Annotated in this window: 14 protein-coding genes and 2 pseudogenes; 8 read left to right on the top strand and 8 right to left on the bottom strand. The window is 72.9% G+C overall.

Going from position 1 to position 14,254, the window contains the following annotated elements; translation table 11 throughout:
• Positions 1-88: 88 nt before the first annotated feature.
• Positions 89-2,101 carry a M36 family metallopeptidase gene (locus ACIHAR_RS08360; protein ID WP_400017967.1) on the bottom strand — a complete coding sequence of 671 codons (2,013 nt, stop codon included), beginning with the start codon at positions 2,099-2,101 and terminating at the stop codon, positions 89-91.
• A 461-nt stretch (positions 2,102-2,562) separates the two neighbouring features.
• On the opposite strand from ACIHAR_RS08360, the pseudogene ACIHAR_RS08355 reads away from it, so the two are divergent.
• Positions 2,563-3,180: pseudogene (locus ACIHAR_RS08355) on the top strand (LysE family transporter).
• Positions 3,181-3,444: 264 nt separating this feature from the next.
• Positions 3,445-3,894, top strand: coding sequence for a nitroreductase family deazaflavin-dependent oxidoreductase (locus ACIHAR_RS08350; protein WP_400017964.1), 450 nt, complete (start codon positions 3,445-3,447; stop codon positions 3,892-3,894).
• Positions 3,895-4,253: 359 nt separating this feature from the next.
• Here the strand turns inward: ACIHAR_RS08350 and ACIHAR_RS08345 are convergent, their stop codons facing one another.
• The gene (locus tag ACIHAR_RS08345; RefSeq protein WP_400017962.1) at positions 4,254-5,270 is read right to left on the bottom strand and encodes a cation diffusion facilitator family transporter; all 1,017 of its coding nucleotides are present in this window, start codon (positions 5,268-5,270) and stop codon (positions 4,254-4,256) included.
• A gap of 98 nt (positions 5,271-5,368) precedes the next feature.
• On the opposite strand from ACIHAR_RS08345, the gene ACIHAR_RS08340 reads away from it, so the two are divergent.
• Positions 5,369-6,388 (top strand): glutathione S-transferase family protein, encoded by a 1,020-nt coding sequence (locus ACIHAR_RS08340; RefSeq protein WP_400017960.1) that lies wholly within the window; start codon positions 5,369-5,371, stop codon positions 6,386-6,388.
• A 50-nt stretch (positions 6,389-6,438) separates the two neighbouring features.
• Positions 6,439-6,735 (top strand): DUF4235 domain-containing protein, encoded by a 297-nt coding sequence (locus tag ACIHAR_RS08335; protein WP_365457193.1) that lies wholly within the window; start codon positions 6,439-6,441, stop codon positions 6,733-6,735.
• A 173-nt stretch (positions 6,736-6,908) separates the two neighbouring features.
• On the opposite strand, the gene ACIHAR_RS08330 is transcribed toward ACIHAR_RS08335, so the two are convergent.
• On the bottom strand, positions 6,909-7,301 hold the full coding sequence (locus ACIHAR_RS08330) for a VOC family protein (RefSeq protein WP_365457190.1): 393 nt from the start codon (positions 7,299-7,301) through the stop codon (positions 6,909-6,911).
• Positions 7,302-7,365: 64 nt separating this feature from the next.
• On the bottom strand, positions 7,366-7,830 hold the full coding sequence (locus tag ACIHAR_RS08325) for a pyridoxamine 5'-phosphate oxidase family protein (RefSeq protein ID WP_365457187.1): 465 nt from the start codon (positions 7,828-7,830) through the stop codon (positions 7,366-7,368).
• Between the two features lie 202 nt (positions 7,831-8,032).
• On the opposite strand from ACIHAR_RS08325, the gene ACIHAR_RS08320 reads away from it, so the two are divergent.
• Positions 8,033-8,395 carry a DUF1304 domain-containing protein gene (locus ACIHAR_RS08320; protein WP_400017956.1) on the top strand — a complete coding sequence of 121 codons (363 nt, stop codon included), beginning with the start codon at positions 8,033-8,035 and terminating at the stop codon, positions 8,393-8,395.
• Positions 8,392-8,955 (top strand): TetR/AcrR family transcriptional regulator, encoded by a 564-nt coding sequence (locus ACIHAR_RS08315; RefSeq protein ID WP_365457181.1) that lies wholly within the window; start codon positions 8,392-8,394, stop codon positions 8,953-8,955. Before ACIHAR_RS08320 ends, ACIHAR_RS08315 begins: the two co-directional genes overlap by 4 nt.
• A 4-nt stretch (positions 8,956-8,959) precedes the next feature.
• Here ACIHAR_RS08315 and ACIHAR_RS08310 read toward each other — a convergent pair whose 3' ends face one another.
• Both ACIHAR_RS08310 and ACIHAR_RS08305 read right to left on the bottom strand, forming a co-directional pair.
• Positions 8,960-9,814, bottom strand: coding sequence for a hypothetical protein (locus tag ACIHAR_RS08310; RefSeq protein WP_365457178.1), 855 nt, complete (start codon positions 9,812-9,814; stop codon positions 8,960-8,962).
• Between the two features lie 61 nt (positions 9,815-9,875).
• Complete coding sequence (locus tag ACIHAR_RS08305) at positions 9,876-10,823, bottom strand: GlxA family transcriptional regulator (protein ID WP_400017953.1); 948 nt, start codon at positions 10,821-10,823, stop codon at positions 9,876-9,878.
• Between the two features lie 71 nt (positions 10,824-10,894).
• Here ACIHAR_RS08305 and ACIHAR_RS08300 point away from each other — a divergent pair, with 71 nt between their 5' ends.
• Positions 10,895-11,845: an NADP-dependent oxidoreductase gene (locus ACIHAR_RS08300; protein WP_365457172.1), complete on the top strand. Its 951-nt coding sequence runs from the start codon at positions 10,895-10,897 to the stop codon at positions 11,843-11,845.
• A 26-nt stretch (positions 11,846-11,871) separates the two neighbouring features.
• Here the strand turns inward: ACIHAR_RS08300 and ACIHAR_RS08295 are convergent.
• Positions 11,872-12,162, bottom strand: a pseudogene (locus ACIHAR_RS08295) (NAD(P)-dependent alcohol dehydrogenase); the annotation flags it as partial.
• Positions 12,163-12,471: 309 nt separating this feature from the next.
• On the opposite strand from ACIHAR_RS08295, the gene ACIHAR_RS08290 reads away from it, so the two are divergent.
• The gene (locus ACIHAR_RS08290; RefSeq protein WP_365457169.1) at positions 12,472-12,852 is read left to right on the top strand and encodes an anti-sigma factor antagonist; all 381 of its coding nucleotides are present in this window, start codon (positions 12,472-12,474) and stop codon (positions 12,850-12,852) included.
• A gap of 118 nt (positions 12,853-12,970) precedes the next feature.
• On the opposite strand, the gene ACIHAR_RS08285 is transcribed toward ACIHAR_RS08290, so the two are convergent.
• Positions 12,971-13,924 (bottom strand): ribose-phosphate diphosphokinase, encoded by a 954-nt coding sequence (locus ACIHAR_RS08285; protein WP_400017950.1) that lies wholly within the window; start codon positions 13,922-13,924, stop codon positions 12,971-12,973.
• Between the last annotated feature and the right edge of the window lie 330 nt (positions 13,925-14,254).

Here is a 14,254-nt window from a genome sequence, read left to right as displayed (position 1 = left end):
CCCAGCCGGTCGTTTGCGGGGTCGTCCAGCCTCAGCGGCCCTCAGGAGGGGGTCGACTGGTCTTCGTGGGCCTTCCGGGGGTGGTCGTCTAGTCCTCGTGGCCCTCCGGCGGCAGTTGCCTGCCCGCCCGGCACCCGGTGAAGGACGCGTTGGGGCAGAAGGCGTCGAAGCCCATGCCGAAGCGGGCGAAGGACTCCCAGGCCGCCTTCCGGACCGTGGGGTACTCGGCCTCGGTGACCTTGTCGCCCGCCAGGTCCCTCAGGGCCCGCAGGATCGCGTCGCGGGCGACGAGGAGGGTCGGGTTCTTCGGGGTGAGTTTCAGTCCGTCGACGACGGCCTGCCAGGCGATCCGGTACCCGCGCTGCTTGCTGCCGAGCGCCGCGCCGATCCGGCGGGTCATCTCCATCAGCGTGGCGCACCAGATCTCCCCCACGTTGTGGATCTTCGTGTAGTCGAGCCCGTCCGGACGCCGGCCGATGTCCCCGAAACCCCCCGGATACTCCTCGTCGTAGGGCCGTTGACGGATGCCCCGGTCGTTGTCGACGACCCAGTTGCCGACGACGGTGCGCTCCCGGTCCTGGAAGTAGTTGCGGGTGGTGAGCGCGAAGAAGTCCGACCAGCCCTCGCCCATCGCCCTCGACTGCATCTCCCGCAGCCCGGCCGCGTCGTGCAGGCCGCCGACCAGCCGGTTGGTCACCCCGTGCACGAACTCGTGGAAGACGACGTCCGCGTCGTTGGCGGTGTGCCGGCCGGTCTGCGCGACCAGACCCATGTTCATCACCGCCGCCGAGCCGTCGGCGGGAGTGGCCATGTTGGCCGTTCCGACGACCGACCCGGGATGGGCGAAGGCGTGGACCGGATCGGCGCCCCTGCCGAGTCCCGTCACGTTGACGGTCTGGAAGTTGCCGTGCTCCTCCGTGAAGTCGAGCATCACGAAGAAGTCGTGCATGTAGTTGCAGAAGAAGAAGATGTTGGTGACGAACTGGTCCGGGGTGTCGGGCTCCGTGTCGAACACGCCGTTGCCCTCGGGATCGACGTCGATCTCGACGCTGCGGCGCGTGGCCCCGTCGACGGCCAGCACGTTGTTGCCGACGGTCGACACGTGCCCGTCCGTCCGCGTGGCCCAGGGGCCGGGGAACCCGGCCGGCGGCCTCGCCGGCGGTTCGGTCGGGTAGTCGCTCAGCGGCAGCGGGAAGGGCGCCCGGTCGAAGGTGCTCTCGGCGGGGTTGCGCCGGAACACCCGTCCCGCGATGACGTGGCTGGTCAGGTCCTGGAAGTACAGGATCTGGGGAGCCGACCGGTCCGCCGTGCGGTCGTCGGCCTCCACCAGCGCGTGGTACTGCACGGCCCCCTGCTCGCGGGAGAACCCGAACGACCAGGCGAGACGGACCGCGTCCCCCATGTACAGGTAGACCAGCCGGGCGGGGATCGCCTCGTCGAAGGGGCCCCGGTCGAAGGTCATGGGCTGCGCGTTGCGCGCCTGCTGGGTGAGCCGGGACAAGCCGGCCGAGACGTCCAGGGCGGGCAGTTCGTCGCTGCCGAAGGGTCCTTCGAGCGTTCTCGCCTCGGCGGCCTTCGCCGCGGCCACGGCCAGGGCCGTCTCGGGCGGCACCACCGGCATCGTGGGCACGTCGACCCCCACGCTGGCCGTGTCGCCGACGACCCGGTCCACCGTGCCGTCCCCGCGCAGCCACACCTTGGGCGCCATGCCCCAGACCTCGATGCCGTTGAGGGTCTGCTGGAGGCTGACCACGCGCAGGCCCTCGCTGGTGGCCATCACCTTCGGATCGGCCTCGAACTCGGCGGGCTCACCGGAGGCGAACCCGATGGCCTCCGCGACGGAGGCGAGGTACTCCTTGGCGCGGGCGATGTACTCCCCGTCGGGACGGCCGTCGCGCGCCCCGTCCGGCAGGGCGGGCGCGCCCTCCACGCGGAGCTCGGTCAGATGCCCGGTGAAGCGGTTGACCTTGCTGTCCTCCGCGATGAGGGTGTGGTGCACCGACTCCGCGACCCGCGCGGTCTCCTCGAGGAAGGCGTCGGCGCCGCCGACCTCGGCCAGCCGGTCGTACTCCAGGTTCCGCTTGTCGATCAACTGTGTCATGACGATGCTCCTGCCTCGGGCAGGGACCGGTCCCGGGTGGACGTCCGGTTCACGGGCACACGAGCGTCGGAGCGGTCGACGCATCGGAGCGGGCCGCCGCCGCATCGTCGGCATGTACTTCGGAAGGAGTCTCGGCGCACGGGGTGAACCGGTGGTGGACCGGGTGCCTTACCGCCCCTCCATCCTCCGTCCTCGGTTGCGTACCCGCATCCCGGGATGTACCGGACTTCCGTTCATCTTCGGACAGTTGAAGCGGATACCGGCCGCGCCGTCGCTGTGGTGCCGGTGCGTCCCGTCACCGCGCGGGCAGCGGATATCCGGTTGCCGACGGGCGGGCTCCACCCGCAGGATCTGGCCATGTTCACCCATGCAGCCCTTCGTCCGCCGCTGTCCGCCGCCTCTCTTCCGGCGCGGCTCCAGCAGCGGCCCGGCCGTCCCCGGAGGCCCGATCCCGCGCGCCCGTGACGGCCGCGCCGGTCGCCGGCCTGGTCGCGGGCTACGGCATCGCCGTCCCCGTCGGCGCGGTCGGCACCTACCTGGTCTCCCTCACCGCCCGCACGTCCCTGCGCACCGGTGTGTGCGCCGCACTCGGCGTCGCCACCGCCGACGGGCTCTACGCCCTGCCGGCCACCGCCGGGGGCTCCGCGGCCGCCCCTGCGCCCGGTCCTGGGGCCGCTGCGCTAGGCCTCCGCCCTGGTGCTGCTGGCGCTGGCCGTCTGGGGCGCGGTGGCGGCCGTACGCCGTTATCGCGCCCACGGGATCCCACCCGCTCCGACCCGCCCCCGCCGAGCCCGGCCCGGGCCTACCTGAGCCTGCTCGGCATCACCTTCCTCAACCCGACCACGGTCGTCTACTTCGCCGCGCTGGTCCTCGGCAGCGGCGGCGCGGACGCCGTACGGCCCCTGGAACAGGCCGTGTTCGTGCTGGCGGCCTCCGCCGCGTCGGCGAGCCGGCAGGTGCTGCCGACCGGAGGCGGCGCCCTGCTGGGCCGCGCGCTGACCGGGCACCGGGGGCGACTCGTGACGGCCCTCGTGTCGAGCGGGGTGATGACCGTGCTGGCGGTGCGGATGGTGGCGTAGGCAGCGGAGGGAACACGAGCCGGCGCGCCACTGCCGCGCCGGCGCTCGGGCCTCCGTCGGGCTGTCCGGCCCGGCACCGAATCCCGGGACCGTGGCGCGCCCGTTCCCTGCCTCGAGCCGGGCCCGGCTCACCTCTTCGGGTCATGCGCACGCGTGAGGATCCGAGTGCGGTGACGGCGTAGTGCTGGTACGGATGAAACGGGCGGGTACCGGTGTTGAAGCACGCTGCCACTCGGACGACGACGTGACGAAGGGAACGGACGCATGCCCCTCGAAGGTGAGTACGAGCCCAGCCCGACCCAGTGGGTTCGCGAGCAGGTGGAGTTGTACGAGAGCTCCGGCGGTACGAAGGGGACGACCCTGCAGGACACGGGCCTGCCCGTCATCCTGCTGACGACCCGCGGGGCGAAGAGCGGCAAGATCCGCAAGACGCCGCTGATGCGGGTGGAACACGACGGGCGGTACGCCGCGGTCGCCTCCCTCGGCGGGGCGCCCACGCACCCGGTCTGGTACCACAACGTCAAGGCCGATCCTCGGGTCGAGCTCCAGGACGGCCCGGTCAAGCAGGACATGACGGCCCGTGAGGTGACCGGCGCGGAGAAGGCCGAATGGTGGGAGCGCGCGGTCGCCGCCTACCCGCCGTACGCCGACTACCAGGCGCAGACGGAGCGGGAGATCCCCGTCTTCGTCCTGGAGCCGGCGGACGGTCACTGATCTGGGAGAGCACAGTCCAGCGGGCTGGCGCTGGACGGTCTGACGGCCAGGGGCCAGAAGGTCCGGTTGCCCCGCCCCGGAGAGACGGCCCGCGCCCCGGGAGCGGGGGCCCGCCGACCCGGAGCGGGGGTCCGCCGACCCGGGAGCGAGGGTCCACCGCCCCGGAGAGAAGGGCCCGCCCACCGGAGAGAAGGGCCCGTCCACCCGGCAGCGGGAATCCGACGGGCCCGGGGAGCGGGAGGCCGTCGCCCCGCCGGGAGCGGCAGTGGGCCAGCGCCGCGAGTGAGGGTCCGCCGGGAACTCCGCAGAAAAATTTGTCCGGGGCGCGCATGCACGGGCCGGGGCCGGGCACCCGGACGTCAGGCCCCGCCGCGCTCCCCCGTCGCGGCGGGGCTTTCTCCTGCCTCCTGGGCGGGACGGTCGGTCACGTCGAGGAAGACCTGGTGCGCCGCGGGGACGGCGCCGGCGATGGAGCGCTTGATACGGACGGCGACCTCCTCGACCCGCTCACTGTCCAGGCCGGGCACGAGGTCGACGCGGGCCGCCACGAGGACGGAGTCGATGCCCGTCTTCATCGTGAACAGCGCCTCCACGCTGTCGATCTCCGGCTGGGCCGCCAGCAGGGCCTGGATGCGTCCACCGGTCTCGGGGTCGGCGGCCTCGCCGATCAACTGGTCGCGGGCCTCGCGGCCGAGGCCGTAGGCGACGTAGACGAGCAGCGCGCCGATCGCGAGCGAGGCGGACGCCTCCCACACGACCTGTCCGGTGACCATGTGCAGGACCATGCCGGCCGCGGCGAGGGTCACGCCGAGCACGGCGGTGCCGTCCTCGGCGACGACCGTGCGCAGGGCGGGGTCGCGCAGTCCGGCGGCGCCGCCCTCCCGGCGCACCTGGTGCAGGGCCCGGACCAGGGAGAGCCCCTCGGCAAGGAGGGCGACCGCCAGCACGATCAGGCCCGCCACATAGCCCTGGAGCTCCTCCTCACCGCCGGTCCTGAGGGCCTCGAGGCCCTGGAAGAAGGAGAAGCAGCCGCCCATGACGAAGATGCCGACGGCCGCGAGGAGCGACCAGAAGAAGCGTTCCTTGCCGTAGCCGAAGGGGTGGCGGCGGTCGGCGGGGCGGCGGCTGCGGCGCAGCGCGGCGAGGAGGAAGACCTCGTTCAGGCTGTCGGCGACGGAGTGCGCCGCCTCCGACAGCAGGGCGGGCGAGGCCGCGAGGAGGCCGCCGGCCGCCTTGGCGACGGCGATGATCAGGTTGGCGGTGAGGGCCACCAGCACGGTGACGCGTGTCCTGCGGTCCGTCGCCCGTTCGGCGCGCTTGTCGGCATCTGTTGCCGGTGTCCTTTCAGTCGTGCGTTCCGAGGAAGTCCCAGTCACTTCCGCCGACTGCCCCGGGCCGGTGGGACTCACACCGTGCCGTCGGCGGAAAAAGGGGAACGCGTTGTGCAGGCACAGGCACCACCGAGGGAGGCAGCATGAGCGGCGGGAGCGACGGCAACAGCGCCTACGGACACAAGGCGTTCAAGCGCTCCAGGAGCCACTTCGCCGACCGGATCACCTCGGACGGCCGGGACGGCTGGCCGGTGGAGGCCGGACGCTACCGCCTGGTGGCCAGCCGAGCCTGCCCGTGGGCGAGCCGGGCGGTGATCTCACGGCGGCTGCTCGGCCTGGAGGACGCGCTGTCGCTGGCGATCGCCGATCCGATCCAGGACGACCGCAGCTGGCGCTTCACCCTCGACCCCGACGGCCGCGATCCGGTCCTCGGCATCCGCTACCTCTCCGAGGCCTACGACGAGCGGGAGAGCGACTATCCGGGCGGGGTGAGCGTGCCGGCGGTCGTCGACGTGCCCAGCGGGAAGCTGGTGACGAACGACTACCAGCGGATCACCCTCGACCTCGCCACCGAGTGGAGCGGTCTGCACCGGCCCGGCGCTCCCGACCTGTACCCGCCGGAGCGGCGCGACGAGATCGACACGGTCATGGCCGAGGTGTACGAGGACGTCAACAACGGGGTGTACCGGGCCGGGTTCGCGCACGAGCAGCGCGCGTACGAGGAGGCGTGCGCGGGTGTCTTCCGGCGGCTGGAACTGCTGGCGTCCCGGCTGGCCGGGCAGCGCTACCTCGTCGGCGACACGATCACCGAGGCGGACATCCGGCTGTTCACCACGCTGGTGCGCTTCGACGCCGTGTATCACGGGCACTTCAAGTGCAACCTCTGGAAGGTGACGGAGAACCAGGTCCTGTGGGCCTACGCCCGTGACCTCTTCCAGACTCCGGGCTTCGGTGACACCGTCGACTTCGACCACATCAAGCGGCACTACTACCAGGTGCACTCCGGTATCAACCCGACCGGGATCGTCCCCCTCGGACCCGACCTGTCCGCCTGGCTGACGCGGCATCACCGGGAGGAGCTCGGCGGCCGTCCGTTCGGCGACGGGACGCCGCCGGACCCGGTGCGCGCCGAGGAGGAGGTCCCGTCCCCCGGCCGGCCCTGACCCTGCCCGTCCCTTCCCCTTTTCCCGTCCTTACGCAGAAGGAGGCCCACGTGGGCAAGAAACAGAAACTCCCCCTTGTCTACCAGCCCGTCGGTTTCGTGTTCGGCTGGGCGAGCGGAGCGCTCGCCGGGATGGCCTTCCGCAAGGTGTGGAAGGTGATCCGTCACGAGGACGACGCCCCCGACGCCCTGGACCGGGACCGCGGCTGGGGGGAGGTCCTGCTGGCCGCGGCCATCCAGGGTGCGATCTTCGCCGCGGTGCGCAGCGCGGCCGACCGCACGGGGGCGAAGGCGATCGAGCGGTCCACGGGGGTGTGGCCGACGAAGGAGAAGGGGGGCCGGGACTGAGGTTTCCGGGGTGGTCGCGGCGGGGCGGTGCGGAGTGGATCCGACCGGCCCGGCCCGGCCCGGCCCGCGACGGTAGGACAGGCCGACGGTGGCGGGTGGGCACGACCGCCGCCCGATGCCGCGCCGCTCCCCCGCGCCGTGTCCGCCGGTGTCTCCTGCCGCTCCGGCGGCCCTCAACCCTGTTTCGGTGCCGTGGAGGCCGTGATGCGCAGGGTGAAGGAGTGGCCGGCCGGGTCGGCGTAGCCGCGTTCCTCGTGAGGGCCGGGGGCGCCCCTGGTCTCCAGGGGGCGGCCGCCGAGGCTCACGACCTTGCGTTCCGCCTCGTCCAGGTCGTCGACGAGGAAGTCCAGGTGTGCCTGGAGGGAGTTCTCGGGGCGGGGCCAGCTGGGCGGGGTCGCGTTGACGTCGCGGCGGAAGGCCAGCCGGGTTCCCCCGGCGCCCTCGATCTCCACCCGGTTGGCGGTGACGTCGGTCTCCCGGGCGTCCAGGAGGCCCTTGTAGAACTCGGCGAGCTTCTCGGGCTCGGCGCAGTCCAGCACCACGACGCCCGCTTTCACCAGTGCCATGTCTCCTCCGCAGGTCGGTGGGGGACGGACCGGTCCCGCCCCGAACCTTGCGGATACCCCGGTTTCAGTCGCCCACCAGCCACTCCCCGTCGCGCATCAGCTCACGTCCCTCGATCTCACCCGGCGTGCGCCAGGCCTGGATCCGGCGGGGCAGCACGCGGAAGTACAGGTAGGGCGCGGACAGCAGGCGCGGGTCGAAGCCGGTCTTGCCGGCGAAGATCTCCGCGTCCTCCTCGGGCAGTTCGGCGGGCGGCACGGCCACGGCGGTGCCCTCCACCATGACGACGTCGTCGGTCGGGCCGATGCCGAGACGGGTGCGGCCGGTGGCCAGCAGGTTGCGGCCGGTGGGGCTGGTGGCCGGGGTGGCGAGGAGGAAGGTGGCGCCGTCCCACACGAAGGAGAGCGGCACCAGGTAGGGGACTCCGCCGTCCTCGGCGGCCGTGGCGACCCAGGCGTCGACGTCGTGTTCCAGGCGGTGCAGGGTGTCGCGTTTGCGCTGCTGCGGGGAGCGTGCGGGAGCTGAGGTCATGTCTCCAGTGTGGGCGCACCGGACCCAAGGCGCATGAACGGGCGGCCGGTTGGTGTCGTCGGCGCGTGGGGGGTCCCGAACCCGGCGGCAGACACCGCGGGCGCCGGTTCTGCGACCCGCGCCGGCGGCCTCCGGCCCCTCGGAGACTTCCTGGACACACGTCCAGCTATAGTGGACACCTGTCCAGGAAGTGGGGAGAGAGATGGAAGCCGTAGCGAACGTGCTGGTGGCCCTCGTGGCCGCGCTGCACGTCTACATCCTGGTGCTGGAGATGTTCCTCTGGCAGAGGAAGCCCGGGCGTTCGCTCCACGGCTTCGACCCGGAGACGGCACGGGCGACCGCGCCGCTGGCGGCCAACCAGGGTCTGTACAACGGCTTCCTCGCGGCGGGCCTGGTGTGGGGGCTGATCGCCGCCGACCCGACCGGCTTCCGCGCGCAGGTCTTCTTCCTGAGTTGCGTGATCGTCGCGGGCGTGTACGGCGCCGCCACGGCGAACCGCCGCATCCTGGTCGGGCAGGCACTCCCCGGCGCCCTCGCCCTGGCCGCCGTCCTCCTCGCCCGGTGACCCGCGACGAGGCCGGGGACCCGCGGGCGGCCCGCACCCGCGCCCGGCTGCGGGCGGCCCTCCTCGAGGAGTGCGCCGAGCGGCCACTGGAGGAGGTCGGCGTCGCCGCCCTGGTGCGCCGGGCCGGCGTGGGCCGCGCCACCTTCTACGTCCACTACGCGGACCTGGAGGCCCTGGCGGTCGACGCCTGCGCGGACGTCGTGCGCGAGGCGGTGGAGGCGCTGCACGCCTGGAAGGGCCGACCGGATCCGGTGCGCGCCCCGGCGGCCCTCGCGGAGTTCTTCGCCTCCCTCACCCCGCACCGCGCGCTGTACCGCACCCTGCTGACGCCGGGCGGCGGAGGACCGCTCGGCCGGGTGCTGCACCGGGACCTGCGGGCGTACAGCCTGCGCGAGCGCGAGCGGGCGGGGGCCGCGGACGCGCCGCTGGTCGCCTCGGCCGTCGCCGCGACCTTCGCCGGCGTGCTGGCCGACTGGCTGCACGGCATGCTGGAGGCCACGCCCGCCGAGATCGCCGACCAGGTCTGGCAGTTGCTGGTCGCGCTGCACGCGAGCCGCTGAGCCCTCACATGCACCCCACGCCGTCCTTGGCCGAGGGCCAGGCCTCGACACCGTCGGGCGTGCGGACGTACGCCGTCGCCCGGTCGTCGGTCAGCCACAACTGCCAGTCCTGGTACCGGTATCCGGTGTCGTGCGCGTCGGCGGGCATCCGTGCGTCGCCGTCGTACGGGGCGGTCAGCATGCCGGGCTCGAGGACGCCCTCGGGGTCGCGGACGTACGTCCTGCCGTCCGCGCCCCGGCCCAGGGCCAGGAAGCGCGCCTCCTGCCAGCCGCAGTGCTCGGCGCCGGCGGAGGTGTGGATCTGCGCGACCGGCTGCCGCTCGCCCTTCTCGTCCGTCCAGATCTCGTACCACTGGGAGTTCGCGACGTCCGCGGGCAGTTCGGCCGGGTCGCAGGAGGCGTCGGTCTCCGGGCCCCACCCGGGCCGCTCCTGCTGGTCCCGTGCCACCACCACCGCCACCTTCGTCCGGCCGCCGACGTCGAAGGAGTAAAGGACCCGGTCGGCGGTCCTGTGCTCCACCCGGTAGCCGTGCCGCGGAACCTCCGGATCGAACAGGTCGAAGTAGAGCCGCAGTCCGTCCTCCGGTGTGTCCCCGCCGTCACTCCGGCTCCAGCCGTCGGGCCCGCCGCCGTGGTAGATCTCCCCGTCGCACTCCAGGGCCCGGCCCGCGGCGCCGGACACGGCACGCAGCGCCTGCGGAGTGTCCTCGTCCTGCGCGCTGGTGGGGACGTCCAGCGGACCGCTGTACGGCGTCGGCGGCGGTGTTCCCCCGACGACGACCTGCGGCCCGCTCCCGCCGCCGCACGCCACCGCCGTCACGGCGGCCAGCACCGTCACCGCCACGAGCCCTCTGCGCATCGCCGCCCCTTCTCCACCGGCCGTCCCTGCGCTCCTGCGACGCGCCGGCGGCACGGAACGTTCAGCGGGCCGTCTGGAAGGTCCTGCGGTACGCCTGCGGCGAGACGCCGATCGAGGCGTGGAGGTGCTGGCGCAGCGAGGCGCCCGTGGCGAAGCCGACCCGGCCGGCGATCTGGTCCACCGTCAGGTCGCTGGACTCCAACAGGTGCCGGGCGTGCGCCACGCGCTGCTGGATCAGCCAGCGGCCGGGGCTGAGGCCCACCTCGTCGTGGAAGCGGCGGGCGAAGGTGCGCAGGCTCATCCGTGCGTGCGCGGCGAGGTCGGCCAGGGCGAGGGGTTCGCCGAGGCGTTCGAGCGCCCAGGCACGGGTGGCCGCCGTACTGGCGACGCCCGCCTCGGGGACGGGCTGTTCGATGTACTGGGCCTGGCCGCCGTCCCTGAAGGGCGGGACCACACAGCGGCGGGCCACCTTGTTGGCGAGCTCGCTGCCGTGGTCCTTGCGGACGAGATGCAGGCAGATGTCCACGCCGGAGGCGGCACCGGCCGAGGTGAGCACGCGGTCGTCGTCGACGAAGAGGACGTCCGGGTCGAGGTCGACCCGCGGGTACATGCGCCGGAAACGGTCGGTGACGCACCAGTGGGTGGTGGCCCGGCGGCCGTCGAGGAGGCCCACGGCTGCGAGGAAGAAGGCCGCCGTGCAGATGGAGACGATCCGTGCGCCGGGTCGGATCCGGGCGAGCGCCTCGCCGACCCCGTCCGGCAGCTCCTCGGTGATCCGGTCGGCCGCGACCGGTGCGATCACCACCGTGTCGGCCGTCTCCAGCACCTCGGGGCCGTGCTCGACGCCGATGGTGAAGTCGGCGTTCGTGCGCACCGGCCGGCCGTCGACCGTGCAGGTCAGCACCTCGTAGTGGCCGTCGGCCGCGCCGAGGATGCGGCTCGGGATGCCGAGTTCGAAGGGGTAGACGCCCTCGAGGGCGAGGACGACCACACGGTGCCTGGTTCGCATGGCACGATCTTATCGGAAGTTGGCAATCCTGCCATTTCCCGGGCGGGCGGACCCCGGCAGGCTGGTCCACCATGAGCACTGTGAGCACCATGCGCGTCATCGGCCAGGACGTCCTCGGCGGTCCCGAGGTCCTGAAGGAGAAGGAGGTGGAGCGGCCCGCGCCGCGTCCGAACGAGGTACTGGTCCGGGTGCGCGCCGCCGGCGTCAACCCCACCGACTGGAAGCACCGCGCCTCGGGCGGCTTCCTGGGCGAGCCGCCCTTCGTCCTGGGCTGGGACCTTTCCGGGACCGTCGAGGCGGTCGGCATCGGCGTGGCCGCCTTCGCGCCCGGCGACGAGGTCTTCGGCATGCTGCCCTACCCGTTCGGCCACGGCTCGCACGCCGAGTACGTCATCGCCCCGGTCCGCGCCCTCTGGCACAAGCCGGCCGGCATCGACCACGTCCACGCGGCCGCGCTGCCGCTGGTCTCCCTCACCGCCCTGCAGGCGCTGGACGAGGTCGCCGGCGTGCGGGCGGGGCAGCGGGTCCTGATCCACGCGGCGGCCGGCGGTGTCGGGCACGTGGCCGTGCAGATCGCCAAGGAGCGCGGCGCGTACGTCATCGGCACCGCGAGCGCGGGCAAGCACGCCTTCCTGCGGGAGCTCGGCGCCGACGAGACGATCGACTACCGGGCGACGGACTTCACCGCGGCCGTGAAGGACGTGGACGTGGTGCTGGACACCATCGGCGGGAGCACGTCCACGGACTCCCTGCGCGTCCTGCGCCCGGGCGGCGTCGTGGTGTCGATCCTGCCGGTCGGGTCGCGGGAGTTCTTCGACGAGGCGGAGGCGCTCGGCGTGCGCGCGGTGCGCATGCTCGTGGACGCCGACCGGGCCGGGATGCGCACGATCGCCGGGATGGTCGAGGCGGGCACACTGCGCGCCACCATCGCCGGGACGTTTCCGCTGGCCGAAGCCGCCGAGGCGCACCGGCTCGGCGACACCGGGCGGACCACGGGGAAGCTGGTCCTGACCGTCGACTGACCGCCAGGAACGGGCTCCCGGGCGTTTCATGGCCGGAACGTGCGAACGGGCTTGATCCTCTTGCCCGAGGTCATGTCACGCACCGCCTGGTCGACGTCCTCGAACGCGTAGGTGCCGATCAGGCGGTGCAGCGGGAGCCGCCCTTCCTTGACCGGCCCGACGAGGGCCGGGACGAAGCTCTGCGTCTCGCTGTCGCCGAGGGTGAGCGCGACGACCCGCTTGCCGCCGAGCAACCCGTGGACGGCCAGGGCGACTTCGCTGCCGCAGGGCGGCGTCCCGACGACGACCAGGGTGCCGCGGGCGGCCAGCGCGTCGACGACGCCGGGGTGGCGCAGCCACGTGAACTCCCGGTCTGCGGCGCTACACGGCGCTCACCCCGGGCCCAGCTGCGCCGCCGACAGCCCGTCGTGCCGCTCCAGCACGGGCCTCGCCGCTCTCGTGGCACACCCCTTCGCTCACGACCCGAAAAAACTCGGTCGAGACACGCCTCAATTCCAAGACATATGTCAAGCGAACATGCTGGAATTCACTCCATCGGAGGTAACTTGCTGGGGCGGGGAACTGCTGTGCGGTCCCCCGCCGTTGAAGGCTCCCGACCGGTGGAGCGGGTTGGAGGCGATGTCGTCGTGCAGCAGGAACCCGCCGTGGACACCCCGCACCTGCGCGTCCACCGCGAGCGGGGGTACACGGTGCTGGAGTTCCGCGGCGAGATCGACATCGTCGCGGCGACGGAGATCGCCCCGCACCTCGACGACGCCACGGCGGGTTCCGCACCGCGGGTCGTGATCGACCTCAGCCGTATCGACTTCTTCGACTGCTCCGGGCTGCGTCTGCTCTACCGCGCCCGCACCCGCGTCCTGGACCACGGCGGGCATCTGCACCTGGTCTGCGCACATCCGCTGACCCTGCGCGTGCTGCGCACCACCGGGCTGTCCCGGCTGCTGCCGCCCGCACCGACGCTGGACACGGCCCTGGGACAGCCCGAGGCCACGTCCGGCTCGTTATGACCGCGCCCCGGCGCGACGAACGCGCTCCGGGGCGCTGCTCGACGAACTTCCCCACCTGACCGGCGCCGGCCCTCCGCCCGCCCGCCGCCCGGTGACGACCTTCGCCGCTCTTTCCCGTCTACTGGCTGCGCGGCGCCTCGAACAGGGCGCTCACGGACTCACCGTTGTGAATGCGGCGCACTGCCTCGGCGAGGGCGGGGGCGACGGTCAGGATCCGCAGCTTGTCGGTGTACTCCTCGGCCGGCACCGGCACGGTGTTGGTGCACACGATCTCCAGGACGTCGTCCTGCTCGCTGAGCCGTTTGAGGGCACCGGCCGCGAACAGCCCGTGGGTGCAGGCCACCCGGATCGATCTGGGGCCCGACTCACGCAGCCGGTCGAGCAGTTCGAGGACGGTACTGCCCTTGGCGATCTCGTCGTCGAGGACGATGACGTCACGCCCCGCGACCTCACCGATCACGGAACTGATGCTGACCCGGTCGTCGGGATAACGCTGCTTGGCGCCGGCCGCGACCTGCGCGTCGATCATCCGGGCGAACGCGGCGGCTTCCTTGGCGTTGCCGAGGTCCGGTGAGACGACGGTGGTGCGGGTGAGGTCGTAGCGGCGGAAGTGGGCGGCCAGTTCGCGGCGGGCGTGCAGATGGTCGACGGGGACCGAGAAGAAGCCGTGCACCTGGGGCGAGTGCAGGGTCATCGCGAGGACCCGGTGCACGCCGGCCGCCGCTATCAGGTCCGCGACCAGGCGCCCGCCCAGGGAGATGCGGGGCGCGTCCTTCTTGTCGGAGCGGGCGTAGGAATAGTGGGGCATGACGACGGTGATCCGGCCCGCGGACGCCCCCCGGGCCGCGTCGCACATCAGCAGCAGCTCCACGAGGTGCTCCTGCACGGGCCGCACCAGCGGCTGCACCAGGAAGACATCGCGCTCCCGGCAGTTGGCCTGGAGCTGCACCTCCAGGCAGTCGTTGGCGAACCGGCTGACCCGGGTGGGACTCAGGGGGACACCGAGGTGGGCGCAGACCTCGGCGGCCAGCTCGGGGTGGGCGCTGCCGCTGAACACGGAGATGTCTCGCACGATCGGCTCCTCGTATGACCTCGTCCGGCGGGGCTCTCTCCTGCTGTGGCTCTCCCATGCTGGCCGATCCCTCCCGCCCCGTCACCCTCACGACTACGGGAACCGGCCGACCGTGCCCCGGCCGGCTGCAGGCGCGCGGAGGCTCGAGAGACCGCGCCCCGGTCGGCCGCGGACGCTCGGGAGACCGCACACCGGCTGGCTGCGGACGCGAGGGCGACGCGCCCCGGTCGGCCGTGGGCCGCTCGGGCCGTTGAGGCCGCCCGCGTCGACGACAGTGGCTCGGGCCGACGATGCTGCCCGCGCCGACGACGGCGGGCAGCGTGGCCGCGG

This window comes from Streptomyces sp. NPDC052016, from assembly GCF_044548445.1.
In the GTDB taxonomy this organism is placed as follows: Bacteria; Actinomycetota; Actinomycetes; order Streptomycetales; family Streptomycetaceae; genus Streptomyces.
The sequence above is the reverse complement of the archived record's forward strand: the minus strand, read 5'-3'. Positions and strand labels throughout refer to the sequence as shown.

Excerpts from the sequence above, each read along its gene's own strand:
- ACIHAR_RS08360 (WP_400017967.1), bottom strand. The coding sequence starts at position 2,101 with ATGACACAGTTGATCGACAAGCGGAACCTGGAGTACGACCGGCTGGCC.
- ACIHAR_RS08350 (WP_400017964.1), top strand. The coding sequence starts at position 3,445 with ATGCCCCTCGAAGGTGAGTACGAGCCCAGCCCGACCCAGTGGGTTCGC.
- ACIHAR_RS08340 (WP_400017960.1), top strand. The coding sequence starts at position 5,369 with ATGAGCGGCGGGAGCGACGGCAACAGCGCCTACGGACACAAGGCGTTC.
- ACIHAR_RS08330 (WP_365457190.1), bottom strand. The coding sequence starts at position 7,301 with ATGGCACTGGTGAAAGCGGGCGTCGTGGTGCTGGACTGCGCCGAGCCC.
- ACIHAR_RS08325 (WP_365457187.1), bottom strand. The coding sequence starts at position 7,830 with ATGACCTCAGCTCCCGCACGCTCCCCGCAGCAGCGCAAACGCGACACC.
- ACIHAR_RS08320 (WP_400017956.1), top strand. The coding sequence starts at position 8,033 with ATGGAAGCCGTAGCGAACGTGCTGGTGGCCCTCGTGGCCGCGCTGCAC.
- ACIHAR_RS08310 (WP_365457178.1), bottom strand. The coding sequence starts at position 9,814 with ATGCGCAGAGGGCTCGTGGCGGTGACGGTGCTGGCCGCCGTGACGGCG.
- ACIHAR_RS08305 (WP_400017953.1), bottom strand. The coding sequence starts at position 10,823 with ATGCGAACCAGGCACCGTGTGGTCGTCCTCGCCCTCGAGGGCGTCTAC.
- ACIHAR_RS08300 (WP_365457172.1), top strand. The coding sequence starts at position 10,895 with ATGAGCACTGTGAGCACCATGCGCGTCATCGGCCAGGACGTCCTCGGC.